Genomic DNA, 23215 nt, shown 5'->3' with positions numbered 1-23215 from the left:
CCGGTCTGGAGCAAATCTGGAGCACGGCGTCGGAGGCTCCGAAATGGGGTCACGGTTTGCTCCAGGGCTACAGCGCAGTTCGGCTTGGTTCGGCGTCGGTTTGAGTCAGTTCAGGACCGGTTGGCGATGCCAGTGTCGTGGCTGCTGCTGGACGATTGGCCGTGAGCATATGTCCGCTCTTGCGGCGCGACTGGACGTTCGATCGTCGGGCGGGTGGAGTCGGCGAGAGGTGTGGGCGGGTCAGTCGTCTTCAGCATGCGCTGTGCCGTGCTGGCAGGCCTGGTGCGCCGGGATCCGGTTGTGTCCGGCGTGGTTCTCGTGCGTGTGGCCGTTCTGGGCGGCACGGCGCGGTCCCTGGTTCGGCGTGGTCCGTAGTGTGCGGCGGCGCGCTGGTTCGCGTCCCGGGCTGGGCACCACAAGGATGGGAACAGGCGTGACCAGGGGGCCGGCCAGCGTGATGGCTCGTGAGCTCGGGCCGTGCAGACGTCGTGGAAGCGGCATCGCCGCCGCTAGGAAGACACACTCGCAGTCCTCGAAGCTCCACCGGGCCGGACTGGTCATGTCCTGGTCCCAACCGAACACACGGTGCGGAACGACCCGGTGGGCCGGGCTGCCCATGCCGCCGCTGTCGTGCACCTCCCCGTCGGCGACGGCGAGCGGGTAGTCGTACTTCGGGCCGTACGCGTCGCACCTCACCTGCACCGACGCCACGACGCGTTCGATCCGCGCGACGCCCTCGACGATGACGACCTCGTGCCCGTCGCCGGTGTGCACCGAGATCGCCGGGTTCTCCGTGATGTTGCGACGAGCCGGCGATCCGGGGCTTAACCAGTAGCCGTCGTCCAATCACACGCCCCAGAACGTGGTCGCACGGTCGGCGCCCGCGGCGCGGACGTCGATGAGCAGGGTGGACACGCCGCTTCTGTGCACACCACGACGCTAGTGCGGGCGGTGTCGAGCGCGATGGCCTGCGTCAGGGCTTCGCTCACCCGTCCTCGTGGTCCCGTCACGAAGTGCAGGGCGGCCGGCTCCGGGTCGGCGGCGGTCCAGTAACCAATCCGTGAGCAGGATCAGGAGCAGGGGGCTGAGCCAGACGCCGATGCTCACGGCGCTGTACTCCATCAGTTCCGCACTGCCGAGGAAGGTCGTGTCCACCTGGGGCGTGAGCACGATGGTGGCCGCGATGTTGATCACCCGGCTCAACACGATCGACATCGTGAGCGCGAAGCTGCGTGCCATCCACCTACGGTGATCGCCGTAGCGGCGCTGCCGGGCAGCTCGCAGCCCGTAGAGCGTGACGATGAGCCAGAGCGCCGAGCCCACGAGATTGGCCACCTGGACGGAGGGTCCGGCCGAGGTGTGCCAGCCGACGTAGAGCCCGAGCAGCCCAGCGGGCAGCACGCCCGCGAAGACGTAGACCCGGCCGGTGATCCGGTGCCCGCGGCGGTGGCTGTTGCGGAATGCGGGCCAGATCTGGAAGCAGGCCGTCGTCATGGCCACCGTGCCGAAGACGACGTGCGCGACCAGCAACGGGTAGTAGAGGTCGTTGCCGGTCGGCGGTTCCAGGCGGGAGAGTGCCGGGTCGAAGGTCAGGTAGGGCGGTACGGAGAAGGCCAGGAACGCCGCCACCACCAGCAGTAACGGAACGATCCAGGGTCGTCGCCACCAGGTCTGCGCCGGCGGGGGTGCAGGGGTGGTCCGAGGTGCGTTCGTCGTCGAGGTCATGACGGTCCGTTCAGGGGTCGGCTGGCGAGAAACTACGTACATCATACATATATATGTATGACGTACATAGTTTTAGACTGTGGCGACGACGACGGATGGCGGACGGTGGCACGAGAGAACAAGGGACCGGATCTCCAGCGCAGCATCACGCTGCTGTGGTCGGGGCGCGCCCCGGGCAGGCGCGGGCCTCGGCCGCAGCTCAGCGTGGAGCGGATCGCGCAGGCCGCGGTCCGGATCGCCGATGCGAATGGGCTGGACGCGGTGTCCATGCAGCGGGTGGCCGCCGAGCTCGGCTACTCGACGATGTCGCTCTACAACCACGTTCCGAGCAAGGACCTCCTGCTGGAGGTGACGGCCGACGTCGCGGCCGGGCAGCCACCCGAACTCGACGAGGTGGGAGACACCCGGCGCGCCGTCCGACAGTGGGTGGGCGCCTTATGGGCCGGATTCCAGACCCGCCCCTGGCTTTTGGGGGTGCCACTCGGCCACGCACCGGTGGGACCCAACCAGCTCGCCTGGCTCGATCGCCTGCTGCGGCCACTGCTGGCGGCCGGGCTGGTCGGCGGCGAGGCGCGCGCGGCGGCCCTGCACCTCACCGCGATCGTACGCGGCCTGGCCCAGATAAGCCTGGACATGACCGGCGGGCACCAGGGCGATGACGGGTTCCCCCACGGGGAAGCCGAACTGGCACGAGCGGTCGCCGATCTGCTCGACCCGCAGAGCTACCCGGCCTTGGCCGCCGTTCACGCCGCCGAAGCCGCCGAAGCCGCCGGCGGGTACGAGGGGGTCGACGAGGACGGGCTGGTTCCCGAGCTCGCCTTCGGCGTGGACCGTTTCCTCGACGGCGTCGAGGCCTGGATCGCCCGATCCCGTCAAGTCTGACCCGCCCGGGGACGCGCCCGGACGTGCCGGCAGAGTGACGGAATCGGCTCTGGTGCGTGAGGTGGCGTGGGCACCCACCGCACTGGATGTCGGCCCAGCGCAGACCCGCCGTCGAACACCTGGATCGCGCACCGGTGGGATGGGATCTGGGCCGGAGATGTCGAGGGACAGGTCGACTTCGGCTCGGCGGGGTCGAGGGGGCGCCCGGACGGGACGTCGCCGACCCGGGGAGGCCGGTTGGCGCCGTCGATCAGATCCGCAGCGCCTCACTGGCCCCCGCCGAGCTCCGACCGCACCTCCGCGGCGTAACGGTCCGAGGTGCTCAGCACGTCGGCTGAGCCGGCTCGGTCGCCTCGTCGGTCGATCCGGCCTGCCCGCCGCAGAACACCTCCTCGAGGAGCCTCTGCGTCGCCTTGTGGAACGCCCCGGCCAGGGACATCGCGGCGTCGTCCACGTAGTTCAGTGAGGCGGTCAGGGTCTTGCTGCCGTCGGGCGTGCTGTACATCAGGGCCGCGTGGCCGGCGATGCCGCCGTTGTGGGTGATGACGGTGCCGCCGCAGGCCGTGTCCTGTACGAACACCCCCAGGCCGTAGCCGGCCTCGGGATGCGGCCTGCACATCTCGGCCAGCAGTGGGGCCGGGAGGAGTTCGCCGCGCATGAGCGCGGAGATGAACGTGGCGAGGTCCTCGGTGGTCGAGATCATGTCTCCGCCGCTGGAGATCCAGGAGGGGTTCTGGCGGGTGACGTCGACCGTCTTCTGCTCGCCGGCGTTCTCGTACCGATAGTAGGCGTGGGCGTGCGGCTCGGGAATCTCCGAGGCGTCCGGCACCACGGTGCCCGACAGCCTGAGCGGCCCCAGGATCAGCCGCTGCATCTCCTCGGCGACCGAGCGGCCGGTGACCTTCTCGATCAGCAGCCTGGCCAGCACGTAGTTGGTGTTGGAGTAGCTCCAGTCCGTCCCCGGCTCGAACCGCGCCGGCTTGGACAACGCCAGCCGTACCAACTCCTCCGGCCGGTAGGTCGCGAACCGGTTGTCCACCCACTCCTGGCCCTGCCAGGGAATCCCCGGTACGACCGTCCCGTCGTCGTAGTACTCGCCGGTGAAGTTGAACACCCCGCTGGTGTGCTGCAGCAGCATCCGCACCGTGATCCGCCGGTCCAGCCCGAACTCGGGCAGGTAGCCATCCGCCGGGCTGTCCAGTCCGATCTTGCCTTCGGCCACCAGTTGCAGCACCAGGGTCGCGGTGAAGGTCTTGGTGTTGCTGCCGATCCGGCCGTGGCCGTTGACCGGCGGCTTCGCGGTGCCACCCAGCTCGGCCACCCCGGCGCTGCCGACCCACCCACCCCGCTCGTCGTGCGCGCGCACCTGCATCCCGGCGAATCCGGAGTCGATGATCTCTCGGATGGTCCTCTGCAGCTCCGGGCGGTCCGGCCCGGTCCGTGCGGCGAGCTCGTCCTGATGGCCAACTGTGATGGACATGGCTGTGTGCTCCTCGGAGAGTTGCCGGTCAGAGACTGCGGGCGGTGATGTCGCCGCGGGAGGTCGTGGCGCGGACGTCGAGTTCGGCGGTGCCGTCGTTCTGGAAGGAGTTGCTGACGCGGCCGTGGCCGGTGCCGGCGTCCAGGGCGGCCGACACGCCGTTGGCGGCGGCGACCGAGATGTCGCCGGATCGGGTGCGGAGCACGACCGTGCCGCGCACGGCCTCGGCGATCCGGATGTCGCCCCGCGCGGTGCTGATCTCCGCGGGGCCGCTAAGCCGCCCCACCTCCACATCGCCGTCGATCGCGGTGAGGCGGACGCTCGCGGCCTCGTCGATCTTGATCTGGCGGTAGGCGCCCTCGAAGGCGACGTCACCGAGGCGGCCGACGGCGCGGAGTTCGGCGCTGGCGACCCTGCCGTCGACGCGGGAGCCGGCAGGCAGCTCGACGGTGATCTCCAGGGACCCGGAGGGCCCGGAGAGCCGGCTCGCGGCCTCGGGGGTGTGGATCCGCAGGACGCCGTCGGCATAGGCGACGGCGGTCTGCTCAGCGGTCCGGACGTCGCGGCTCCTGGCCGGGTCGGCGGGCAGGACCTCGACGGTGGTGTGGGCGCGGTCGGTGGCGACGAACCGGATGCGTCCGGCAGGGACGTCCAGGACAGTGGCGATCGGGGCGGGGGTGTCGAACCTCTGCATCGTGTTCTCGTCGTCCTGGTCGGTGACGGTGGTGGACGTGACGGGGATGGACATGGTGTGCGCTCCTTTGAATCTGTTTCTCGGGTTCGGTTCGGGCGTGGTCGATGCAGTGGCGGTCGCCGTCACGGCACGGGGAGTGCGCACGTCAGTGCGCGTGTGCGGTGGCGGGTGATGTCGAGGGCGACGTCGTCGCGTCCCTGGTGCTGCACTACCTGGAGGACTGGACGGCACCGCTGGCCGAACTGCGGCGCGTGCTGAGGCCGGGCGGGCGGCTGATCGCGTCCGTCGAGCACCCTTTCGTCGTCCAGATGTTGGCCGAGCCCGGTGCCGACTACTTCGCGACACGTGAGTACCCCTACGAACTCACCGTCAACGGGCAGACCGCCGTGCTGAGCCTCTGGTACCGGCCGCTGCACGCCATGGACGACGCCTTCACCGGAGCCGGAGCCGGATTCCGGATCACCGGCATCAGCGAGCCGCCCCGGCACCGAGTGCCCGTGAACTGTTCCCCGAGGTCTTCGAGAAGGGGGCCTCGGGAGCCTTCCTGTGCTTCCTGTTCTTCGTTCTCCAGGCCGACCGACGCCGTGTCCGGCGCCACCCGGCGTTCAGGCGAACAGCTCGCCGAGTGACTCGGGGTCGATGGGGATGCGGGCGGGCCGGTGAGCGGGTGGCTGCGTGCCCATGAGCTCGCGCACCAGGAAGTCCCAGGCGCGCTTGCGGACGTAGTGCAGGTGGTCGATCAGCACGTGCTCGGCCCCGGGCACGATGAGCAACTCGAAGTCCTTGCCTGCGGCGACGAGCCGGTCGGCCAGGCGCAGCGTGTGGGCGGGGTGGACCTGGTCGTCCATCTCGCCGTGGACGAGCAGCAGCTTCCCGGCCAACCGGTCGGCGATGTCCACGTTGGAGGCGCGGGCCCAGGCTCCGGGGTTGTCCGCGCCGTCGTAGGACTCCACGAAACCCGGGTTGAAGAAGCGGGCGTCGTGCGAGCCGGAGAGGGCGACCCCGGCCTTGTACATCTCGGGGAAGTCGAGCATCGCCCGCACCGTGGCGAACCCGCCACCAGAGTGGCCGAACGCGCCCACCCGGTCCAGGTCCATCCACGGCCGGGTCCCGGCCAACTCGCGCAGTGCCGCGACGTGGTCGGCCAGGCAGCCCGCGTCGGCCACGTGGCCGTAGGAGGCGTCGTGGAAGGCCTTGCTCCGCCCAGGGGTGCCCCGCCCGTCCACCGCCACCACCACGAATCCCAGCGCCGCGAGGGGTTCCGCGTCGAGGCCCATCCCGCCGGGGTCGAAGCCCGGCTCGACGCGGTTGGTCTGCGGACCGGGGTAGACGCTGTCCACCACCGGGTAGCGCTTCCCGGGGTCGAACCCCCGCGGCCGGTACAGCACCCCGTAGATGTCCGTCACCCCGTCGGCCGCCGTGACGCGGAACCGTTCCGGCGGCGTCCAGCCGGTGGCGGCGAGCTTGCTGATGTCGGCGCGCTCGAGGTCGACCAGCACCCGCCCGGTCCAGTCGCGCACCGCCGTGACCGGCGGGGTGCCGACGGTGGACGCGGAGTCGATGAAGTACCCCTGGCCGTCCGGCACCGTGACGACGTGGTCCAGTTCGTCGTCGGTGACCGTGGCGAAGCCGGAACCGTCCAGCCCGACCCGGCACACCGTGCGCCGGTAGGGGTCCTCCTCGACCAGCCCGGAGGCGGTGAAGTACACCACCCGCTCGGTCTCGTCGACCCGCAGGATCCGCCGCACCGCCCAGTGCCCGGAGGTGACCTGCCCGAGCAGCGCACCGGTGCGCAGGTCGTACCGGTACAGGTGGCCCCAGCCGTCCCGCTGCGAGTACCACAGCACCTCCTCGGCCAGCACCCGCACGATCGGCGGCTCGAACGCCCACTGGTTGGGTTCGACGCGGGTGGCTCCGGTCTCGCTGAGCACGGTGGTGACCTCGCCGGTGGCCGGGTCCAGCCGGTGCAGGGTGAGGGTGTGCAGGTCGCGGGGCCGGCGGATGTAGTACACCGCCGAGCCGTCCTCCGCCCACCACACCCACCTGGTCGTGATCGGCGACGACTGCGGCATGAGCAGCGGCTCGGCCTGCGCGCGGATCACGGTGCCCTCCGTGAGGTCCAGCACGACCAACTCGGCCTGCGGCAGGTGCTCGTCCCCGGCGTAGGCGTACCGCTGGGTGCGCAGGACGGGCGCGCCGCCGTCGGCGGGCCCGGCCTCGACGAGGTGGGTCTGCCGGACGCGGCGCTCGTCGGTGCGGTGGGCCAGCACCTTGGTCGAGTCGGGCGACCAGGCCACCGCGGGCGGGAGGTGCGGCAGGCCGAACTTCCGCAGCAGGGTGGCGTTGCCCGTGCTGTCCGGGCCGGGGCCGTACTCGTGGGCGGGCCCGCCGTCGGTGGTCAGCGCCCACTCGCGGCCGTCGACCAGGGAACGTGCCCACAGATCGGGCCCCCGCCGGGACACCGCGACCGTGCCGTCGGGTGACGGCACTTCCAGCGGGTTGCCCGGCGGAGTGAAGTCGGCCCGCTCGCAGGTGTAGCCGTCAAGCCGGCAGCGCCAGTACTCGCCGAACGCGACGAACGCGACGGCGTTCCCGGCCGGCTCGATGGCGGCGAACGGCAACGCCTCGGGGTCGACCCGCTGCCCGGACGCCTCGGCCAGCGCGGCGGCGAGCCGGGTATGGTCGAAGGCCGGCTCGCGGGTGCCCGCCGCCGGGTCGACCAGCACGAACCGCTTGCCGGTCCCGGTACTCACCCCGTACCAGAAGCGGGCTCCTCCGTCGATCCAGTGCGGCCTGATCTTGTCGCCGACGACGAGCTCGCCGGGGCGGGCGGGGCGGCGCAGGAGCTGTTCCGCAGCCTCGTAATCGCTGGTGGTGGTCATTCGACGGGTCCTCTCGGGTTCGGTTCCGGGCATGGCTGACGCCGCGGTGGTTGCCGTCACGGCAGTAGGAGGGCGAACGTCACTGCGCGGGGGCGGTGGCGGGGACGGCGTGCTCGGCTGACCGGCTGACCTGCTCCCAGCCCGCCCAGGTGTCCATCCGGCGGCGGGTGATGTCGAAGGCCAGGTCGTAGACCATGCTGCCGAGCAGGAGTCGCAGCGGCGGGTCGTCGCTGTCGACCAGGTGCAGCAGCGCCCGGGCGGCCAGCCGGGGCTCGCTGTCGATGGAGCCGTCGGCCCACTGGCGCTCCAGTTCGGTGCGCAGCGGTGCGTAGGCCGCCATCGGGGTGGTGGTGGTCATGGCGGTGTACAGGTCGGTCCAGTACCCGCCGGGCTGCACGATGCTGACCTTGACGTCGAAGGCGGCGGCTTCCATGGCGAGTGCTTCGCTCATGCCTTCCAGGGCGAACTTGCTCGCGCTGTACATGCCGGTGCTGGGGAAGCCGCCGAGGGCACCGATGCTGGAGATCTGCACGATGTGGCCGGAGCGTTGGGCGCGCAGGTGGGGCAGCGCGGCCTGGGTGACCCAGAGTGCGCCGAAGAGGTTGACCTCGAACTGGGCTCGCGCCTGGGTCTCGGTGAACTCCTCGACCATGCCCATGGACATGGTGCCGGCGTTGTTGACGACCACGTCGAGCCGCCCGAAGTGCTCGACCGCGGTGTCGACGGCGGCGGTGACCGCCGCCCGGTCGGTGACGTCGAGGGGTAGGGCGAGCAGCCGGTCGGCGTGCTGGTGGTCGAAGGTGTCCCGGTCGATGGTCCGCGCGGCGGCGGCGACCTGATCGCCGCGGTCGAGTGCGGCCTCGGCGAAGGCGCGGCCCAGGCCGCGGCTGGCGCCGGTGATGAACCAGGTGTGCGGGGTGGTGCCGGAGGGGGTGCGCATGGAGGGATCTCCGCTTCATTGGTGTGAGACGAGACGGTTCGTCTCGTCGTATGGCGGGAACGGTAGGCGTCTTCGTCGCGCCCGTCAAGACGAGACGGTCCGTCTCGTGTCTGGTATGGTGACCACCCATGACGCCGAACACGGCCCGCCGGAACGAGGCCTCGCGCCGCGCCGTCCTCACCGCGGCGTTCGACCTGCTGCAGGAGGTCGACTACGCGAAGCTGAGCATCGAGGGCATCGCTGCGCGAGCCGGGGTGGGTAAGCAGACGATCTACCGGTGGTGGCCGTCCAAGGGCGCGGTCCTGTTCGACGCCTTCCTGATGCTCAGCGAAGGCGCCGGGGGTGAGCCGCCGATGTTGCCCGACACCGGGGACCTGGAGGCCGACCTGGTCCTGGTCCTGCGGGCCACGGTCGACGAGTTGAACGATCCGCGGTTCGAGCCCCCGATGCGGGCGCTGAGCACCGAGATCGCGCACGACCCCGAACTGGCGGCGGCGTACGCCGAGCGGTTGGACGGGCCGCTGAGGGAGGCCAAACGACAGCGGCTGCGCAGCGCCCAGCAGGCGGGACAGCTGGCCCAGGGGCTGGACCTCGAGGTGGCGGTGGACATGATCTGGGGACCGGTGCTCAACCGGTGGCTCCAGCGCACCGGACCGCTCACCACCGAGTACACCGACCTCGTCGTGACCACCGCCCTCAACGGGCTGCGCCCCCGCGGATCCAGCTCGTGATCTCAGCCGACGGCGGCGCCGAACCACTTGGGCAGCTGGTCGAGCAGATCCTGCTGGTCCTCACCGACCCACGCCACGTGGCCGTCCGGTCGCAGCAGCACCGCGGGCACGTCCAGTTCCTCGCTGACATCGAGGACGTGGTCGACCCGATCCGCCCAGCCCGCCACCGACAGCCGGCCGGTCTGGTCGAGCAGCAGCCCGCGGCCGCCGTGCATCAGGTCGTACAGCCGGCCCCGCTTCAGTCCCACGTCCCGCAGCCGCCGACCGAGCAGGTCATGACCCTCGCCGAAGTCGTAGCGGACCCCGATCGCGACGATCTTCTCGATCAGGTACCGCCGGACGTCCTCGAAGTCCATCAGTTCCGATACCAGCCGGCGCACCGCCTGGGACCCCGGCTCGGCAGACATCAGCTGCACCTGGGCGCGGGTGTTGTCCAGCACGTCGGCGGCCACCGGGTGCCGCTCGGTGTGGTAGCTGTCCAGCAGCCCCTCCGGTGCCCAACCCGCGACCTCTGCGGCCAGTTTCCAGCCGAGGTTGAACGCGTCCTGGAGGCCGAGGTTGAGTCCCTGCCCGCCGGTCGGCGGGTGGATGTGCGCCGCGTCGCCGGCCAGCAGCACCCGGCCGACCCGGTAGCGCTCGGCCAGCCGGGTGGCGTCGCCGAAGCGGGAGAGCCCACGCGGGGAGTGCACGCCGAAGTCGGTGCCGGCGTAGGCACGCAGTTGCTGCTTGACCTCGTCGAGGGTCGGCGGGATCGAGCGGTCCTCGGTCACCCCGTCGGCGGGCACGACGACCCGGTACACCCCGTCGGAGAAGGGCGTGACGCCGAACCGCTTGTGGGTCTTGCGGACCTCGGCGACCACGGCCGCCACCGTCTCCGGCGGCGCGGTCACCTCCATGTGGCCCAGCAGCGTCTCGATCCTGGCGGGTTCGCCGGGAAAGCCGACGCCGAGCAGCTTGCGCACCGTGCTGCGGGCGCCATCGCAGCCGACGAGCCAGCGCGAGCGCAGCCGCGTGCCGTCGGCCAGCTCGACGGTCACCCCGTGGTCGTCCTGGCTCAGCCCGACCAGCTCAGAGCCACGCCGGATCTCGGCGCCGAGCTCGGTGGCGCGCTCGGCCAGCAGGCGATCGATGGTGGTCTGCGGGATGCCGAGGATGTACGCGTGTGCGGTGTCCAGCACGTCCGGCGGGGGCTTGGGAATGCCTGCGAAGAGACCGCCGACCGGGTACTGCCGGCCGAGCGCGAGGAACCGCTGCAGCAGACCGCGCTGGGCCATCACCTCGATGCTGCGCACGTGCAGACCCAGCGCACGAACCTGTCCGGTCGGTTCGGCATCCTTCTCCAGCACGAGCGGCTGCACGCCGTGCAGCCGCAACTCGCTGGCCAGCAGCAAGCCGGTCGGCCCGCCGCCGGCGAGGATGACATCGAGCATGAGCCCCCCAATCATCGGAGTTCGTGTTCCGTCTCAGCGGCGATCTCGCCGTACCGGAACAGCGTCCGTCACGATCGAGTCCTGGATCAACGACGAACCCGGCAACGCACTGTTCAGCCACGGTTGACAATCGGCCGGGCGGGTTCACCGGGCAGCGCGACAGGTATCTCGTGAACGGGTCACAGGTGGAGCTACGCGATATCGAGACCTTTCTGACGCTCGCCGAGGAGTTGCATTTCGGTCGGACCGCGCAGCGACTGCACGTCACCACGGCCCGGGTCAGCCAAGTGATCAAGCAACAGGAACGCCGCATCGGCGGGCAGTTGTTCGACCGCTCCACCCGCACGGTCCGGCTCACCCCCCTCGGTGCCCAGCTGCGCGACGACCTCCGCCCCGTCTACGCCGGCCTGCTGAACAGCCTGGAACGCGCCCGGCAGGCCAGCCGAGGCATCACAGGCACGTTGCGGGTGGGCATGATTCCGTTCAACACCTACGATCTGCGCCCGTTCTGGACCACGTTCCGCACCCGGCACCCGCAGTGGTCGCTGCAGATCCGCCGGGCGTCGTTCGTCGACCCGTTCGCCGCGCTCCGCACCGGAGAACATGACATCCTCGTCGCCTGGCTGCCAGTCGACGAACCCGACCTCACTGTGGGGCCGGTCCTGTTCAGTGACCGGCGAATCCTGGCGGTGTCAACCGATCACGAACTCGCCGCACGATCATCAGTATCGGTGGAGATGCTGGCCGACTTCCCGAACGGTTCGGGCGAGCGCCTTCCGGACTACTGGGAAGACGCGTACCTGCCGTTCCAGAGCCCACGCGGCCTCGTCATCGAGCGTAGAGCGCTCCTCACGAACGGCGACGAGCTCATCCATCTGGTCGCCCTCGGCGAGACGGTTCAGGTCTTCCCCGTCCACGTGACCGACCACTGGGCCATGCCGGACGTACGGTGGCTGCCCATCACCGATCTGACCCGCCTGCGCTATGCCCTGGTATGGCGCACCGAAACCGAGATGATCCGGGCGATGGCCCGGGTCGTCAGCGACCTCGGCGCGTTGCAGCGCTAGACGGGCACTGGGCGGTTGAAGATCGAGACGTTGACCCGTTCCCATCCTTGTGGTGCCCCCGGCAGTGTATGAGTTCAGGACATCGTTCACACCTGTCGCGCGACATCGTGCACACCCGAGGACAAGGGGTGCACGATGGGGATGGCGCAGTTGGTCGTGACCGCGGTACTGGTCGAGGGCCGTTCCAAGAGCGAGGTGGCCCGCACCTACGGGGTCTCGCGCAGGTGGGTGATCACGCTGGTGCAGCGGTTCCTCGCCGACGGCGAGGCCGGGCTGGCGCCGCGGTCACGCCGACCACACCACAGCCCGGGGCGCACCCCGCAGCGTCTCGAGGACGAGATCATCGCGCTGCGCAAGGACCTCGACCGCGATGGTACGACGCCGGTGCCGCAACCATCGCCGCGCATCTGCAACAGCGCCACGGCCCCGACGCGGTGCCGGCGGTCTCGACGATCTGGCGGATCCCGTCCGCCCGAGGATTCGTCACCCCGCAACCACACAAGCGCCCCCGCAGCAGCTGGCAACGCTTCGCTGCTGACGCCCCGAACGAACGCTGGCAACTCGACATCACCCACTACCGACTCTCCGACGGGACTGATGTCGAAGTCCTCAACATCATCGACGACCACTCCCGCCTCGCCGTGGCCTCCACCTGCCGCCGGATCTTCACCGCCGGTGACCTCAACACGGCCTTCACGGCCACGACCAGCACCTACGGCGACCCGGCGAGCTTGCTGTCGGACAACGGCGCGGTGTTCACCGGAACTCCCCGCCGCGGCGGCCGGGTCGCCCTGGAGATCACCTGTCACGCTCGCGGGATCCGGTTCACCCATTCCCGCGCCTATCACCCGCAGACCTGCGGCAAAGTCGAACGATTCCACCAAACCCTGAAGAAATGGCTCGACCGGCAAGCCCGCCCGGTCAGTGTCAACAGGCTCCAGGCCCAGCTCGATGAGTTCCGCGACTACTACAACACCGTCCGGCCACACCGCGCGCTGAACCGCCGCACCCCCGGCCAGGCCTACATCGCCCGCCCGACCGCAGTCCCCACCGGCGCCCCGATCGACACCAGCCACTACCGCGTCCGCCACGACCGCATCGACCGCTCAGGGGTGATCAGCTTGCGGCACAACAGCCGCCTGCACCACATCGGTCTGGGCCGCCGACACGCCGACACCCGCGTCCTGGTCCTCGTCCGCGACCTTCACATCCGCGTTCTCGACATCAACGGAACGCTCCTGCGGGAACTGACCATCGACCCCACCCGGGACTACCAACCACAACCGCGACCGTGAACGATGTCGCGCGACACCTGTGCACGGTGTCCCGCGACATCACAGTGTCTGCCCCCGGCAGGATTCGAACCCGCGACACCGCCTCCGGAGGACGGTCCGTACCACTTCACCGCTTGCCGCTGACCAGTAAGGACAGTGGCAGGGGTGTCAATCGGCAGAAGACTTGGGCGCGTATTGGGCGCAGGGCGCCGTTGGCCGGCCCGGCGAACTTCAAGGCGACCGCACTAGTGACTTCCCGACGCTCGGCGGAGCGGATTAACAGAACGCTGGCATTCCGGCCTTGACCTGCGATGACGCGGGGCATCGCTGGTTCGTGTCCGCGGATAGTCCGCGGCGGCCGAGGCAACGACAAGACAGGGTCGGCGACGGACCCATCTGGCCACTTCTACAGCGTGTAGTAGATTCGCACAGCGGCGGCGTAGCAGGACGCTGATCGTGACTGGATCGAGCGTCAGGGGGTACGAGGACGTTGAGCGATCCGCTGCTCGCCATCTACGGCGACTGGTTCTACGGAGCCGCGCTGCTCGTCTACACCCTTGCGCTCTTGCTGGAGATCGTCGAGTACGGCTTCCGGCGAGAACCGGCGAAGGCCCTTGTGACGGTCGGGGTCGCCCACCCCACCGGGGACGTTGAGGGGCGTGACGTGCGCACTCGCTCCGACCGGTTCGGGCGCATGGCCGTGTCACTACTCGCGCTCGGGACGCTCCTTCACCTGTCGTCGATCGTGCTGCGCGGCCTGTCCGCAGGGCGCTGGCCGATGGGCAACATGTATGAGTACATCTCCGCGGTATGCCTCGCTGCGATCGTCGGCTGGCTGGTCATGGTTCGACGGGCCCCGTCGATGCGGCCGGTCGGGATCTTCGTCGTCCCCGTCGTGCTGGTACTGATGTTCCTGGGCGGGACACTGCTCTACACGGCTAGTGGCCCAGTGGTCCCGGCGCTGCAGTCCTACTGGATGATCTTCCATGTCAGCACGGCCGTGGTCTCGTCAGGCCTGTTCCTGCTGCCCGGGGTCGCCAGCTGCTTATACCTCCTGCGCCGCTCAGATCGGCTCCGCCGGTTCGCCGAGCGGCTCCCGGTGGCTCAGGCTCTCGACCGGGTGGCGTACCGGGTGACCGTTGCCGCCTTCCCGCTCTACACCTTCGGGCTGATCTGCGGGGCGATCTGGGCTGAGGCCGCGTGGGGGCGCTTCTGGGGCTGGGACCCGAAGGAGACGGTGGCGTTCGTAGCGTGGGTTGTCTACGCGGCCTATCTCCACGCACGAGCGACAGCTGGCTGGCGGGCTCCTCGGGCGGCATGGATCAATGTCGGAGGCTTCACGATGATCGTGTTCAACCTGTTCTTCGTCAACCTGATCGTCGCAGGCCTACATTCCTACGCTGGCCTTTGAGGCGGCCACGCCCGCCGCCGACGCGGCGCATTGATCCCCTAACGCGGAATCGGCAGGCCATGGCTCAGGCCCGCGCGAGACGCACGGAAGACGAGTAGGCGGCTGGCCGCCGAATCGCGCTTGACCTTCGGCGATCGCCGATCCTCTGTCCTCTTGGCCTCATGCTTTGTCACATCTTTGGCACGGATGGCTGCGACGAGAGCACGAATCCAGCTTCCAAAGCCTCACTCGGTCTTGACACGCCCACCTGGGGAAGCAACGGAACTTGGGCGGGGTACGACCGGCTGCATCACCGCTCCGGCGGAGGGGCCGTGCTGTCGGCTGTGCGTCGACGCAACTCGTAGGCGACGGTCGGCCACACTTCGCCCTTGACCGCGCGCAGCCGGTCCCCGGACCGATTACGGGAGAAGCCTGCTCTCTCCGCGGCTGCTCGGGACGGGGCGTTGTCGGCGTGAGTCCACAGCCGGATCACCTGGAGATCCAGGTGGGCAAAAGCCCAGCGAGTGAGGAGTGCGAGGGCTCGACGAGCGACACCGAGGGGCCGCGGACTACGCACGGACGCGGAGGGTGTGGAGACAGCTCCGGCGCAGACACCATCGCCCGGCACGACACGATCGCCCGGCACGACCTGCACCGGGCCTACTTTTCAGCATGTACCGGGACTGCCCAGTTTCCCTAGCTGTTCAAGGCGGCGCCTACCGCGCCGCTGCCGGGGCTGTGCCCGCTGCCGGGCGCCTTGCGGCACCGGGGCGGGCGTGCGGCCTCCGGCCGGTCCCCGTCGCCGCGCGCCCGGCAGTGGGGACCCGGCAGCGGCACCGAGAGCCAGCGCGCAGCACCAACAGGGGGGAGTACACGAGCGGAACGACCTGTCCTCGCCGAGTTGGCGGTGGGTCATTTCGGGGGAGCGCCCGACGTAGGTCCGGAGGTGGTGCTCGATCTCGTCGGCCATGAAGTCGGGGGCCATACGTTCGACTCCGAGCAACGGGGAACACAGACCGCAACTTGGCGCATCAAGGATGTGGGTGTTGCTCAACCGCTGACGCACCCGCGAGGATCGCTCACCGGTATGGCCCCATCCGAGGGAGGCACCGCCAATGGACAGGACGGACGACGTGCTGCGCCGTCACGCAGACCGGATCGAGGGTTATGGCAGGTCATTAGTGGACGCCGCAGCGCGGATGCGGGACGCCGGCGGGCGCGACCAAGCGCAAATGCTGCCGAGCGATCCCAGTGAGCAAGCGTGTTGGGATGCTTTCCGCGCGGAGTTGGATGATGCCGAGCGCCTCCCGGATGAGGCCGCGCGCGAGGAGGCCCGTCAGCTCGCGGGCATCAACCTGTCCATGTGCCTGATCAGGGTGCCGCCTCCTGGTCCGATCGAGCCGCCGGGGTTGTAGACCGGCACTGCTCCGCCCGGCCGGCTGCGGCTAGGAGGGGAAGTCGAGTTCCTGCCAGATGCATCGGCGCGCGTTTGCGACCGCGGCGAACCCGAGAACACCACGTGGCAGACCTCAAGCACGCACAACAAGTGGCAGACGCGATATGCAGCCCTGAGGCACAGCCACGGCCGGGCCCAGCGCGGCGATCCCGGTCCCGACCCGCCAACCGGGCCCGTCCGATTGATCAGAGGGGGTTCTCAAACGGTCGCGCCCCTACTGAAGGTGGACCTCTTGGCAATCAACTTTGCCGCCAACGTGCGGCGTGCACTCAATGATCGACACTGGAGCGCCGGGGCCGGAGACGGGGACCGCCGCGCGATCACCAAGATCCGCTAGAGCGAACCGGGCTGCAGCCTCCGGGTACCGCTGCAGCAGCTCCTTGTAGTCAGCGAGAAAATTGTTGTGCTCCTCCGGAAAGATGTACGAGCCGTCGCCGGATGCCATGATCTCTGCTCCTTCTATCCAGGGGTGAACAGCGGATACTAGCCCTGGATCATCACAAGACGGTGGGCGTCGAGCACCAAGATGATCGAGGCCTGGACGGCCGAGCACCGCAACTTCACGCCCGGAGCTGTCCCGGGGTGGACTAACCTGTGGGCCGACGGGATCAAAGTCAACATCAGCGTCGAAGAGCACAAGCCGTGCCTACTGGTGCTGATCGGCGTGCGCGCCCACGGCCGCCGTGATCCGAGTCGTGCGGCGGCTGCCGGTCTCGCCGACCGGCTGCCGGAATCTTCGAGGACCATGACCTCGTCGGTCCGGAAGACGACGCGCTTCGCTCGATACGGCGGAACGGCTCTCGTAGCCGTCGGGCTCGTGCAGTCTCACATCCGGGCTCTCAGCACGTCGACCTCGCAGCCTGGCGCGGACGGATCGAAGCCGTGCTCGACCAGCCAGCGGACCCCCACCAGGCTTCGCAACGACCACCACGCGCGGATCACGTCGAGGTCGACGTCGGTGCCGTACGCGGCGGATGACCACCGACGTCGCCGGGTTTATCGCGCGCGGCTGACCGCGTCCCGCGCGTGCCAGATGCCTGCCAGATCGAGCGGGAGTCGCGGACACTTACGGCGAACACCGGCCAGGAGGGCTGTCCTGATCACAGCGCCGCGTCTGCGCAGGCGAGCACGGCGGTGGCGTGGGTGCTGCGGAACGACTCCGCGGCCATCATCGGTGCCTCCCGTCCGGAACAGGTCCGCGACAACGTCAAGGCCGCGGGCGTACGGCTGGAGCCCGACCTGCCGAAGGCGATCGACGACGCGCTCGGCCCGGTGGCCGAGCGCGACCCGGCGAAGACGGTCAATTCGGCTCGCCGCCCCTGACTCCCGCCGGCACGATGGCCGTCACTTGGCGGTGGCGGCCATCTGCTCGATTTCGTTGAGCACCAGGGCGGGCTTGTCCTTGGGGACGTCGTGCGAGCTTCCCTGGGCGGTGACGAGTGTCCGGCCGGGGCCGGCGGCCACGAACGTGGCGGCCGCGTCCCGCCAGCGCTGGGCGTCCTGCGCGGATCCGTCGAAGGGCGTCTTCTCCGCCACGATGACGGTGACTGGGACGCTGTCCGGCCAGGAGACCTTGTGGTACGCCTGGTGCGTGGGACCGAAGTCCTCGGCCGTGCCGATGAGCTGACGGTTCTCCTTCGTCGATGGCTGCTTCATGAGCGCTTCGATCTGCGGCGCGGTGAGCGCGACGATGCGTTGGATCTGCGTATCGGTGAAGAACTGCGGCAGGTTGGCGTCGACGAGCACCGCCCCGGAGAGCACGCCCGGGTTTGCGCGGGCGAAGTAGGTGGCAACCTCCCCCGCCTGCGAGTGGGACACGAGGACCACGTCCCGGGTGACGCCGAGCTCACGCAGACCGGCCTGCAGGTCGGAGGCGGCGGCCCGGCCGTCCCAGGGGCCCTTCACCTCGTCGCTGGCGCCCATACCCGCCCGGTCGTAGGTGATGATCTGCGACCCGGTGGCCTGCCACAGCTGAGCCACCAGGGCATCCCAATAGGAGGAGTCCTCGCCGCCGCCGGCGTCCAGCACGAGGGTGGGAGAATGCCCGGGGGTGAGGTGGAAGGCGAGCCGGTGCCCGTCGTGGGCGATCATGTGCAGGTCCGCCGCGGGGGCCGAGTTTGCCGGGCCGGCTGCGTCAGTCGAGACCTCGGAAGCCGAGGCGGCCGGGCCGGCCGCGGGCGCCGCTTTCGGCGCCGCCGAATCACCGCACGCGGCGACCGCCCCCACCACGGCGACGGGCAGGACGAGGGCGAGGGCGGCCCGGCGGAACCGGGACATTGTCTGCGTGCTCATGGAGATGATTCTTGGTGGTTTCCCGATCCCGCTCGGGCCCGCTGACCACCCAGTCGGGGCGGGGGTTACCCCTACCCTCGCCCCGGGCGGATCAGAACCCAATGAGACGGATCAGGTACAGATCAGATCTGATGATGAACCGCCCCGGCTTGTCGGGAGACCTACGGGGTTGAATGGCCGGCCTCGGCGAAGGCGGCGTGTTGACGGTAGTGCGCGCTGCCTCAAGTTCGACCGGTGGGATGTCGCCGCAGGTTTCGAATAGTCGGCGGTGGTTGAACCAGTCGATGTACTCGAGGGTGGCGATCTCGACCTGCTCGACGGTCTTCCAGGGCCCGCCCGGCTTGATCAGCTCGGTCTTGAACAGCCCGATCATCGACTCGGCCAGCGCGTTGTCGAAGGCATCCCCGACGCAGGACGAGTAGGCGTCGCACGGCACGAACCGTCGCCGGGGGGTCGCACTGCGCGATTGCGCGCGCGGATGCTTGGGCACGGCTGGTCCCCTGGTAGGTAGCGCTGGCGGGCGTGCGGGCCGGTGAACCAGCGGCACTGCCTCTTCGTGTTCCGGCAGGGTCGTCCCGTCAGCGGTAGGCCCGCAGGAATGCGTCCACCCCGTCGCTGATGATCGCGGCGATCTCCGCCTGTCCTGCCGCGGCGGCCGGTTCGTCGTCTGTTGCGTCCAGGGCGAGCGCAATGGTCAGGGCGGTGAAGTGCTGCACTGCCCGTCGCGGGTCGGGCACCCTCAGCTGCCCGCTGGCGGCGAGTCGTGCGAAACGCTCCTCGAGCAGCCGCTCGGGTCGGTCACGCACGTGCTCCGCCGACGGGGGGATCGCGCCGCGTGGGGAACCCAATCGGCGAAACGTCACGTAGGTCGACGAAGGAAACGTCTCCGTCGCCACGTGTGATGCGAAGGCCGTCAGCGCCTCCCGCAGATCACGGCCCTCGGTGATCTCCTGCTCTATCGCCTCCCGCACGGCTGCCACCAGCGCGTCGTCGACCCGCTCGAGCACGCGCAGGAAGAGCCCCTGCTTGTCCTCGAAATAGTCGTAGACCGTCCGCTTGGATACCACCGCACGGGCCGCGATCGCGTCGACGCTCGTGCGTTCGTACCCCTCGGAAACGAACAGAGCCTCGGCCGCGTCCAGGATGGCCGCTCGCTTGCGCTCGGACCGCATCCGGCGCCGGGACACCTGCGTCCCCTCCATCGTCTCGGCCATGACCTCAGCATAATCTCAGGCGTTACTACACTGCACCGTGTAGTTTTATGAGCGTGCTACTGGCGGATCCGACGACCTCTCCCCCCGGCGTTCATGCGCGCGCCCTGACGAAGTGGTACGGCAACACGGTCGTGGTCGACCGGCTGTCGTTCACCGTGCGGCCGGGTGCCGTCACCGGCTTCCTCGGCCCCAACGGAGCCGGCAAGAGCACGACGCTGCGGATGCTCCTAGGGCTGACCAGGCCGACGCAGGGCGCGATCACGATCGGCGGGCAGCACATCGCCGACCTCCCCGACCCTGCACGGACCGTCGGCGCCCTCCTCGACGCCCGCGCGGTCCATCCGCACCGCTCTGCGTTCGACCACCTGCTCGTCTTCGCCCAGGCCGCGGGGCTGGGCAGGCGACGCGTCGAACAGGTGCTGGATCTTGTCGGGCTGACCGACGCGGGCCGCCGCCGTGCGGGAGAGTTCTCCCTCGGGATGCACCAGCGTCTGGGCATCGCGACGGCCCTGCTCGGAGACCCCGGGGTCCTGGTGCTCGATGAGCCGCTCAACGGCCTGGACCCCGAGGGCATCCGCTGGATGCGCTCCCTGATGCGGAACCTCGCCGCCGAGGGCCGCACCATCCTGTTCTCCAGTCACCTGATGTCGGAGATGGAGCTGACCGCGGACGATCTCGTCGTCATCGACCGGGGCCGTCTCGTCGCCGAATCCTCCCTCGCCGAGTTCGTACAAACCCACACGGCTCAGGCGGTCATGGTCAGCGCCCCGGACCTCGACGGCCTCGCGCGGGCACTGGGTCGAGCGCGCATCGCGTTCGAATCCGCTGGGCACGGCCTGCGTGTCACCGGAGCCGACACCACCGAGGTCGGCCGGGTCGCCGCGGCCGAGGGGATCGCCCTTGACGAGCTCGGCCGCGTTCGCGAGTCGCTCGAGGACGTCTTCCTCCGACTTACCCACGACGTCACCGACCATGAAAGCCGGGCGGCATGAACCTTCTGCGCTCCGAATGGACCAAGCTCCGCAGCGTCCGCAGCACCTGGATCGCCGCCCTGAGCACCGTCGCCGCCGGTGTCGCGCTCAGCGTGCTCGGTGCGTCTGACCTGCTCGCCGCGGCACAGTCCGGGCTGCCCGACGGCTGGGACCCGACCGCGGCCAGCCTGAAGGGTTTCCTGTTCGCGCAGCTGGTCATCGGCATGCTCGGCGCGCTCGCCGTCACCGCCGAGTACGGCACCGGGATGATCGGCACCAGCCTCACGACTACGCCGTCCCGTTCCCGGCTGCTCGCGGCGAAGACCACGGTGGTCGCCGCCGTTGCGCTCGCCACTGGCCTCGCCACGACGCTGCTCAGCTTCACCGCGGTGCAGCTCCTGCTCGGTGGCGCGGGACTGCCCGTCGCCGGCACCGGCGACCCCGGCGTCGCGGGTGCGCTCGTCGCCGCCACGCTCTACCTGACCCTCGTTGCCCTCATCGGCCTCGCCGTCGGAACCCTGACCCGCTCGAGCACCGGCAGCCTCGCCGTGCTCGTCGGTGTCCTGCTCCTGGTGCCCGCCATCGCTCCAGCTCTGCCCGGGGCCCTCGGCGACGCCTTCGCCCGCTACTGGCCGACCACCGCCGGGCAGGCCGCCTACACCGTCGTACCCGTGGACGGCGCGCTCGCCCCCGGGCTCGGATCTGGACTCCTGACCGTGGCCGCCGTGGCCGCCGTGGCCGCTGCCCACGTCGCGCTCCGGACGCGCGACGTCTGAGTCCACCCTCCAGGAAGGACCTCCTCATGACTGACAACGCCGACGCCGACGACGGCGAGAACGGCGACGACGAAGGCACGGTCAAGCCGCAGCCTCACCACGGTCGTCCCGACGACGACCGAGAGGCGCTGGGTGCGGTGCTGCGCGCTCGAGCTGCAGGCCGCGATCGTTCGGGGCTCGAGGGCCGCGACCGAGGAGCTTGCCTCGGCCATCGCTGAGCGCATCGGTGTCGATCCCGCTCGGGACGCCTACCCCGGCCTCGTCGCGAATGCCGGCCTCACCACGCAGCTGTTCGTCCTCGACTTCTGGACCAGAAGCGAACCTGGAATCCCGCTCGTCCCGCTCCTGCGCGACGCGTTCCGCCAGCTCGGCGCGGGGCTGCGTCTCCCCGCCCCAGCGGCGCCATTCACCCACGGAAGGAACAACCAACCATGTATGACGTCGTCGTCGTGGGGTCCGGCCCTGTCGGCCTCTTTCTCGCCTGCGAGCTGCGGCTCGCGGGCGCGCGCCCCCTGGTCCTGGAACGTCTGACCGAGCCGGTCATCACGGACAAGGCCCACGGTCTGACCGGGCAGGTCGTGCGGTTGCTCGACCACCGCGGTCTGTTCGAGCGCTGCGGCGGTCGTGGGTTGCCCATCCCGGCCCCCGGCTTCTTCTTCGGAGCCCTGCCCCTCCGGCTGCGGGTCCTCGGAGATGACAACCCGATGTACCTGCTCCCCTGCTACCAGCGGAAGTTCGAGAGGGTCCTCACGGAGCGGGCGACCGAGCTGGGGGTGGAGATCCGACGAGGCTGTGAGGTCCGGTCGTTCGCCCAGGACGCCGCGCAGGTCGACGTCGAGGTCCGCGATCAGGCTGGGACGAGCACGATCTCGGCGCGGTACCTCGTCGGTTGCGACGGTGCGCGCAGTGTCGTGCGCAAGCAGATGGGCGTCGCCTTCCCCGGGATCACCGACGACCACATCGTCAGCCGGTCGGCCATCATCGCCCCAAGTGACACCTTCCGGTTCACCGCTGCGGGCCGGCTCGTGGTCGCTGGGCTGGGTGAGATCTCCCCGCAGTTCCACCGCACCGAGCGCGGAGTGTTCACGCTGGCGCCGTTCGACCCGCAGCGGCCTCATCTGACCACCACGGAATGGGAGGACGAGCCGGCAGGCGACTCCCCCGGGTCTGGCGCCCCGATGACCATGACCGAGATGGAGGACAGCGTCGAGAGGATCCTCGGCGTGCGGCCGTCGCTCGCACCGGCCTCCGGTGACGAACCGGGCCTGCTCCGCCGGTTGTCGGGGTGCAATACCCGTATCGCCGAGCGCTACCGCGCCGGCCGGGTCTTCCTCGCAGGCGATGCCGCCCACGTCCACTCCGCCTCCGGTGGTCCCGGGCTCAACCTGGGCCTGCAGGACGCGGCCAACCTGGCGTGGAAGCTCGCCGCCGACGTCCAGGGATGGGCGTCGCCGGGTCTGCTCGACACGTACGAGTCCGAGCGGCTCGCGATCGGGCGCAGGGTGTTCATGCAGACCCAGGCCCAGACCGCCCTGATGGCGCCGGGAGGTCCGACCACGGCCCTCCGCGAGTTGTTCGGGGAGATGCTCGATCGGGTCGAGAACGTCCAACTCGTCGCCGACCTGATGGCCGGCAGCGACGTGCGGCTCGACATGGGGGACGAGGATCCCGCGGGCCCGACGGGCCGGTTCGCCCCGAATCTCGACCTCTGCACCGCCGACGGCCGACGGCACCGTATTGCCGAGTTCCAGCGCGACGGCCGCGCCGTGCTGCTCGACCTCAGCGAAGGCGGTGAGCTCGCCGCCGCCACCTCACACTGGACCGACCGGGTCAAGTACGTCCGCGCGGCCGCTGCGACGACTGGTGCGCCGGCTGCTCTGCTCATCCGTCCCGATGGCTACGTCGCCTGGGCCGGAATCGACGCCGACGGTCTCCGATCGGCTCTCGCGCGCTGGTTCGGCCCAGCGGAGCTCCCGGCCTCGTGGGCGACCGATCTCGTCGGAGCCTGATC

The 23215-nt window shown here is 69.8% G+C and carries 22 protein-coding genes and 4 pseudogenes; 14 read left to right on the top strand and 12 right to left on the bottom strand.

Going from position 1 to position 23215, the window contains the following annotated elements; all coding sequences use genetic code 11:
• Positions 1 to 240 precede the first annotated feature (240 nt).
• Positions 241 to 846 carry a hypothetical protein gene (locus HF577_RS04765; RefSeq protein WP_169394492.1) on the bottom strand — a complete coding sequence of 202 codons (606 nt, stop codon included), beginning with the start codon at positions 844 to 846 and terminating at the stop codon, positions 241 to 243.
• A 93-nt stretch (positions 847 to 939) separates the two neighbouring features.
• Positions 940 to 1725, bottom strand: a complete 786-nt coding sequence (locus HF577_RS04760) for a DUF2306 domain-containing protein (protein ID WP_169394491.1) — start codon at positions 1723 to 1725, stop codon at positions 940 to 942.
• 204 nt (positions 1726 to 1929) lie between these two features.
• Here HF577_RS04760 and HF577_RS04755 point away from each other — a divergent pair, with 204 nt between their 5' ends.
• Complete coding sequence (locus HF577_RS04755) at positions 1930 to 2607, top strand: TetR/AcrR family transcriptional regulator (RefSeq protein ID WP_312858942.1); 678 nt, start codon at positions 1930 to 1932, stop codon at positions 2605 to 2607.
• Between the two features lie 322 nt (positions 2608 to 2929).
• On the opposite strand, the gene HF577_RS04750 is transcribed toward HF577_RS04755, so the two are convergent.
• Both HF577_RS04750 and HF577_RS04745 read right to left on the bottom strand, forming a co-directional pair.
• Positions 2930 to 4087: a serine hydrolase domain-containing protein gene (locus tag HF577_RS04750; protein WP_169394489.1), complete on the bottom strand. Its 1158-nt coding sequence runs from the start codon at positions 4085 to 4087 to the stop codon at positions 2930 to 2932.
• 28 nt (positions 4088 to 4115) lie between these two features.
• A complete protein-coding gene (locus tag HF577_RS04745; protein ID WP_169394519.1) occupies positions 4116 to 4781 on the bottom strand; it encodes a DUF4097 family beta strand repeat-containing protein in 666 nt (221 codons plus the stop codon).
• 182 nt (positions 4782 to 4963) lie between these two features.
• On the opposite strand from HF577_RS04745, the pseudogene HF577_RS04740 reads away from it, so the two are divergent.
• Positions 4964 to 5355, top strand: a pseudogene (locus tag HF577_RS04740) (class I SAM-dependent methyltransferase); the annotation flags it as partial.
• A 31-nt stretch (positions 5356 to 5386) separates the two neighbouring features.
• Here the strand turns inward: HF577_RS04740 and HF577_RS04735 are convergent.
• Positions 5387 to 7663 (bottom strand): S9 family peptidase, encoded by a 2277-nt coding sequence (locus HF577_RS04735; RefSeq protein ID WP_169394488.1) that lies wholly within the window; start codon positions 7661 to 7663, stop codon positions 5387 to 5389.
• 79 nt (positions 7664 to 7742) lie between these two features.
• Positions 7743 to 8603: an SDR family NAD(P)-dependent oxidoreductase gene (locus tag HF577_RS04730; protein WP_169394487.1), complete on the bottom strand. Its 861-nt coding sequence runs from the start codon at positions 8601 to 8603 to the stop codon at positions 7743 to 7745.
• Positions 8604 to 8731: 128 nt separating this feature from the next.
• On the opposite strand from HF577_RS04730, the gene HF577_RS04725 reads away from it, so the two are divergent.
• On the top strand, positions 8732 to 9334 hold the full coding sequence (locus tag HF577_RS04725; RefSeq protein ID WP_169394486.1) for a TetR/AcrR family transcriptional regulator: 603 nt from the start codon (positions 8732 to 8734) through the stop codon (positions 9332 to 9334).
• A 2-nt stretch (positions 9335 to 9336) separates the two neighbouring features.
• Here HF577_RS04725 and rox read toward each other — a convergent pair whose 3' ends face one another.
• The gene (rox, locus tag HF577_RS04720; RefSeq protein ID WP_169394485.1) at positions 9337 to 10764 is read right to left on the bottom strand and encodes a rifampin monooxygenase; all 1428 of its coding nucleotides are present in this window, start codon (positions 10762 to 10764) and stop codon (positions 9337 to 9339) included.
• A 170-nt stretch (positions 10765 to 10934) separates the two neighbouring features.
• Between rox and HF577_RS04715 the strand changes: the two genes are divergently transcribed.
• From HF577_RS04715 to ccsB, 4 genes and pseudogenes are all read left to right on the top strand, one after another.
• A complete protein-coding gene (locus HF577_RS04715; protein ID WP_211173795.1) occupies positions 10935 to 11831 on the top strand; it encodes a LysR family transcriptional regulator in 897 nt (298 codons plus the stop codon).
• 135 nt (positions 11832 to 11966) lie between these two features.
• Positions 11967 to 12188 (top strand): annotated as a pseudogene (locus HF577_RS37910) (helix-turn-helix domain-containing protein); the annotation flags it as partial.
• A 77-nt stretch (positions 12189 to 12265) separates the two neighbouring features.
• Positions 12266 to 13126 (top strand): integrase core domain-containing protein, encoded by an 861-nt coding sequence (locus tag HF577_RS04710; RefSeq protein WP_211173794.1) that lies wholly within the window; start codon positions 12266 to 12268, stop codon positions 13124 to 13126.
• Positions 13127 to 13595: 469 nt separating this feature from the next.
• Entirely contained in the window at positions 13596 to 14516 is a 921-nt protein-coding gene (ccsB, locus tag HF577_RS04705) for a c-type cytochrome biogenesis protein CcsB (RefSeq protein ID WP_169394484.1), read from the top strand.
• Positions 14517 to 14805: 289 nt separating this feature from the next.
• On the opposite strand, the gene HF577_RS40075 is transcribed toward ccsB, so the two are convergent.
• Entirely contained in the window at positions 14806 to 15072 is a 267-nt protein-coding gene (locus HF577_RS40075; RefSeq protein ID WP_407692183.1) for a GNAT family N-acetyltransferase, read from the bottom strand.
• Positions 15073 to 15610: 538 nt separating this feature from the next.
• On the opposite strand from HF577_RS40075, the gene HF577_RS04700 reads away from it, so the two are divergent.
• A complete protein-coding gene (locus HF577_RS04700) occupies positions 15611 to 15910 on the top strand; it encodes a hypothetical protein (RefSeq protein ID WP_169394483.1) in 300 nt (99 codons plus the stop codon).
• A 255-nt stretch (positions 15911 to 16165) separates the two neighbouring features.
• On the opposite strand, the gene HF577_RS04695 is transcribed toward HF577_RS04700, so the two are convergent.
• Positions 16166 to 16396 (bottom strand): hypothetical protein, encoded by a 231-nt coding sequence (locus tag HF577_RS04695; protein WP_169394482.1) that lies wholly within the window; start codon positions 16394 to 16396, stop codon positions 16166 to 16168.
• 677 nt (positions 16397 to 17073) lie between these two features.
• Here HF577_RS04695 and HF577_RS04685 point away from each other — a divergent pair.
• Positions 17074 to 17274 (top strand): annotated as a pseudogene (locus HF577_RS04685) (aldo/keto reductase); the annotation flags it as partial.
• A 21-nt stretch (positions 17275 to 17295) separates the two neighbouring features.
• Here the strand turns inward: HF577_RS04685 and HF577_RS04680 are convergent.
• From HF577_RS04680 to HF577_RS04670, 3 genes and pseudogenes are all read right to left on the bottom strand, one after another.
• Complete coding sequence (locus HF577_RS04680) at positions 17296 to 18243, bottom strand: alpha/beta fold hydrolase (RefSeq protein WP_169394481.1); 948 nt, start codon at positions 18241 to 18243, stop codon at positions 17296 to 17298.
• A 91-nt stretch (positions 18244 to 18334) separates the two neighbouring features.
• Positions 18335 to 18652, bottom strand: a pseudogene (locus HF577_RS37330) (integrase core domain-containing protein); the annotation flags it as partial.
• Between the two features lie 169 nt (positions 18653 to 18821).
• Complete coding sequence (locus HF577_RS04670; RefSeq protein WP_169394480.1) at positions 18822 to 19457, bottom strand: TetR/AcrR family transcriptional regulator; 636 nt, start codon at positions 19455 to 19457, stop codon at positions 18822 to 18824.
• A 47-nt stretch (positions 19458 to 19504) separates the two neighbouring features.
• On the opposite strand from HF577_RS04670, the gene HF577_RS04665 reads away from it, so the two are divergent.
• Genes HF577_RS04665 through HF577_RS04645 form a run of 5 tightly spaced genes read left to right on the top strand, consistent with a single transcriptional unit; the run spans position 19505 to position 23213 of the window.
• Positions 19505 to 20449 carry an ABC transporter ATP-binding protein gene (locus HF577_RS04665; protein ID WP_169394479.1) on the top strand — a complete coding sequence of 315 codons (945 nt, stop codon included), beginning with the start codon at positions 19505 to 19507 and terminating at the stop codon, positions 20447 to 20449.
• Entirely contained in the window at positions 20446 to 21204 is a 759-nt protein-coding gene (locus HF577_RS04660) for an ABC transporter permease (RefSeq protein ID WP_169394478.1), read from the top strand. Before HF577_RS04665 ends, HF577_RS04660 begins: the two co-directional genes overlap by 4 nt.
• A 26-nt stretch (positions 21205 to 21230) precedes the next feature.
• Complete coding sequence (locus HF577_RS04655) at positions 21231 to 21422, top strand: hypothetical protein (protein ID WP_169394450.1); 192 nt, start codon at positions 21231 to 21233, stop codon at positions 21420 to 21422.
• Positions 21337 to 21735 (top strand): acyl-CoA-like ligand-binding transcription factor, encoded by a 399-nt coding sequence (locus HF577_RS40070; protein ID WP_169394477.1) that lies wholly within the window; start codon positions 21337 to 21339, stop codon positions 21733 to 21735. Before HF577_RS04655 ends, HF577_RS40070 begins: the two co-directional genes overlap by 86 nt.
• A complete protein-coding gene (locus HF577_RS04645; protein WP_169394476.1) occupies positions 21636 to 23213 on the top strand; it encodes an FAD-dependent monooxygenase in 1578 nt (525 codons plus the stop codon). The genes HF577_RS40070 and HF577_RS04645 overlap by 100 nt, the downstream gene beginning before the upstream one ends.
• Positions 23214 to 23215 lie beyond the last annotated feature (2 nt).

The organism is Pseudonocardia xinjiangensis (assembly GCF_012911925.1).
Taxonomy (GTDB): Bacteria; Actinomycetota; Actinomycetes; order Mycobacteriales; family Pseudonocardiaceae; genus Pseudonocardia; species Pseudonocardia xinjiangensis.
This window is presented reverse-complemented; position numbering and strand designations above follow the sequence as displayed.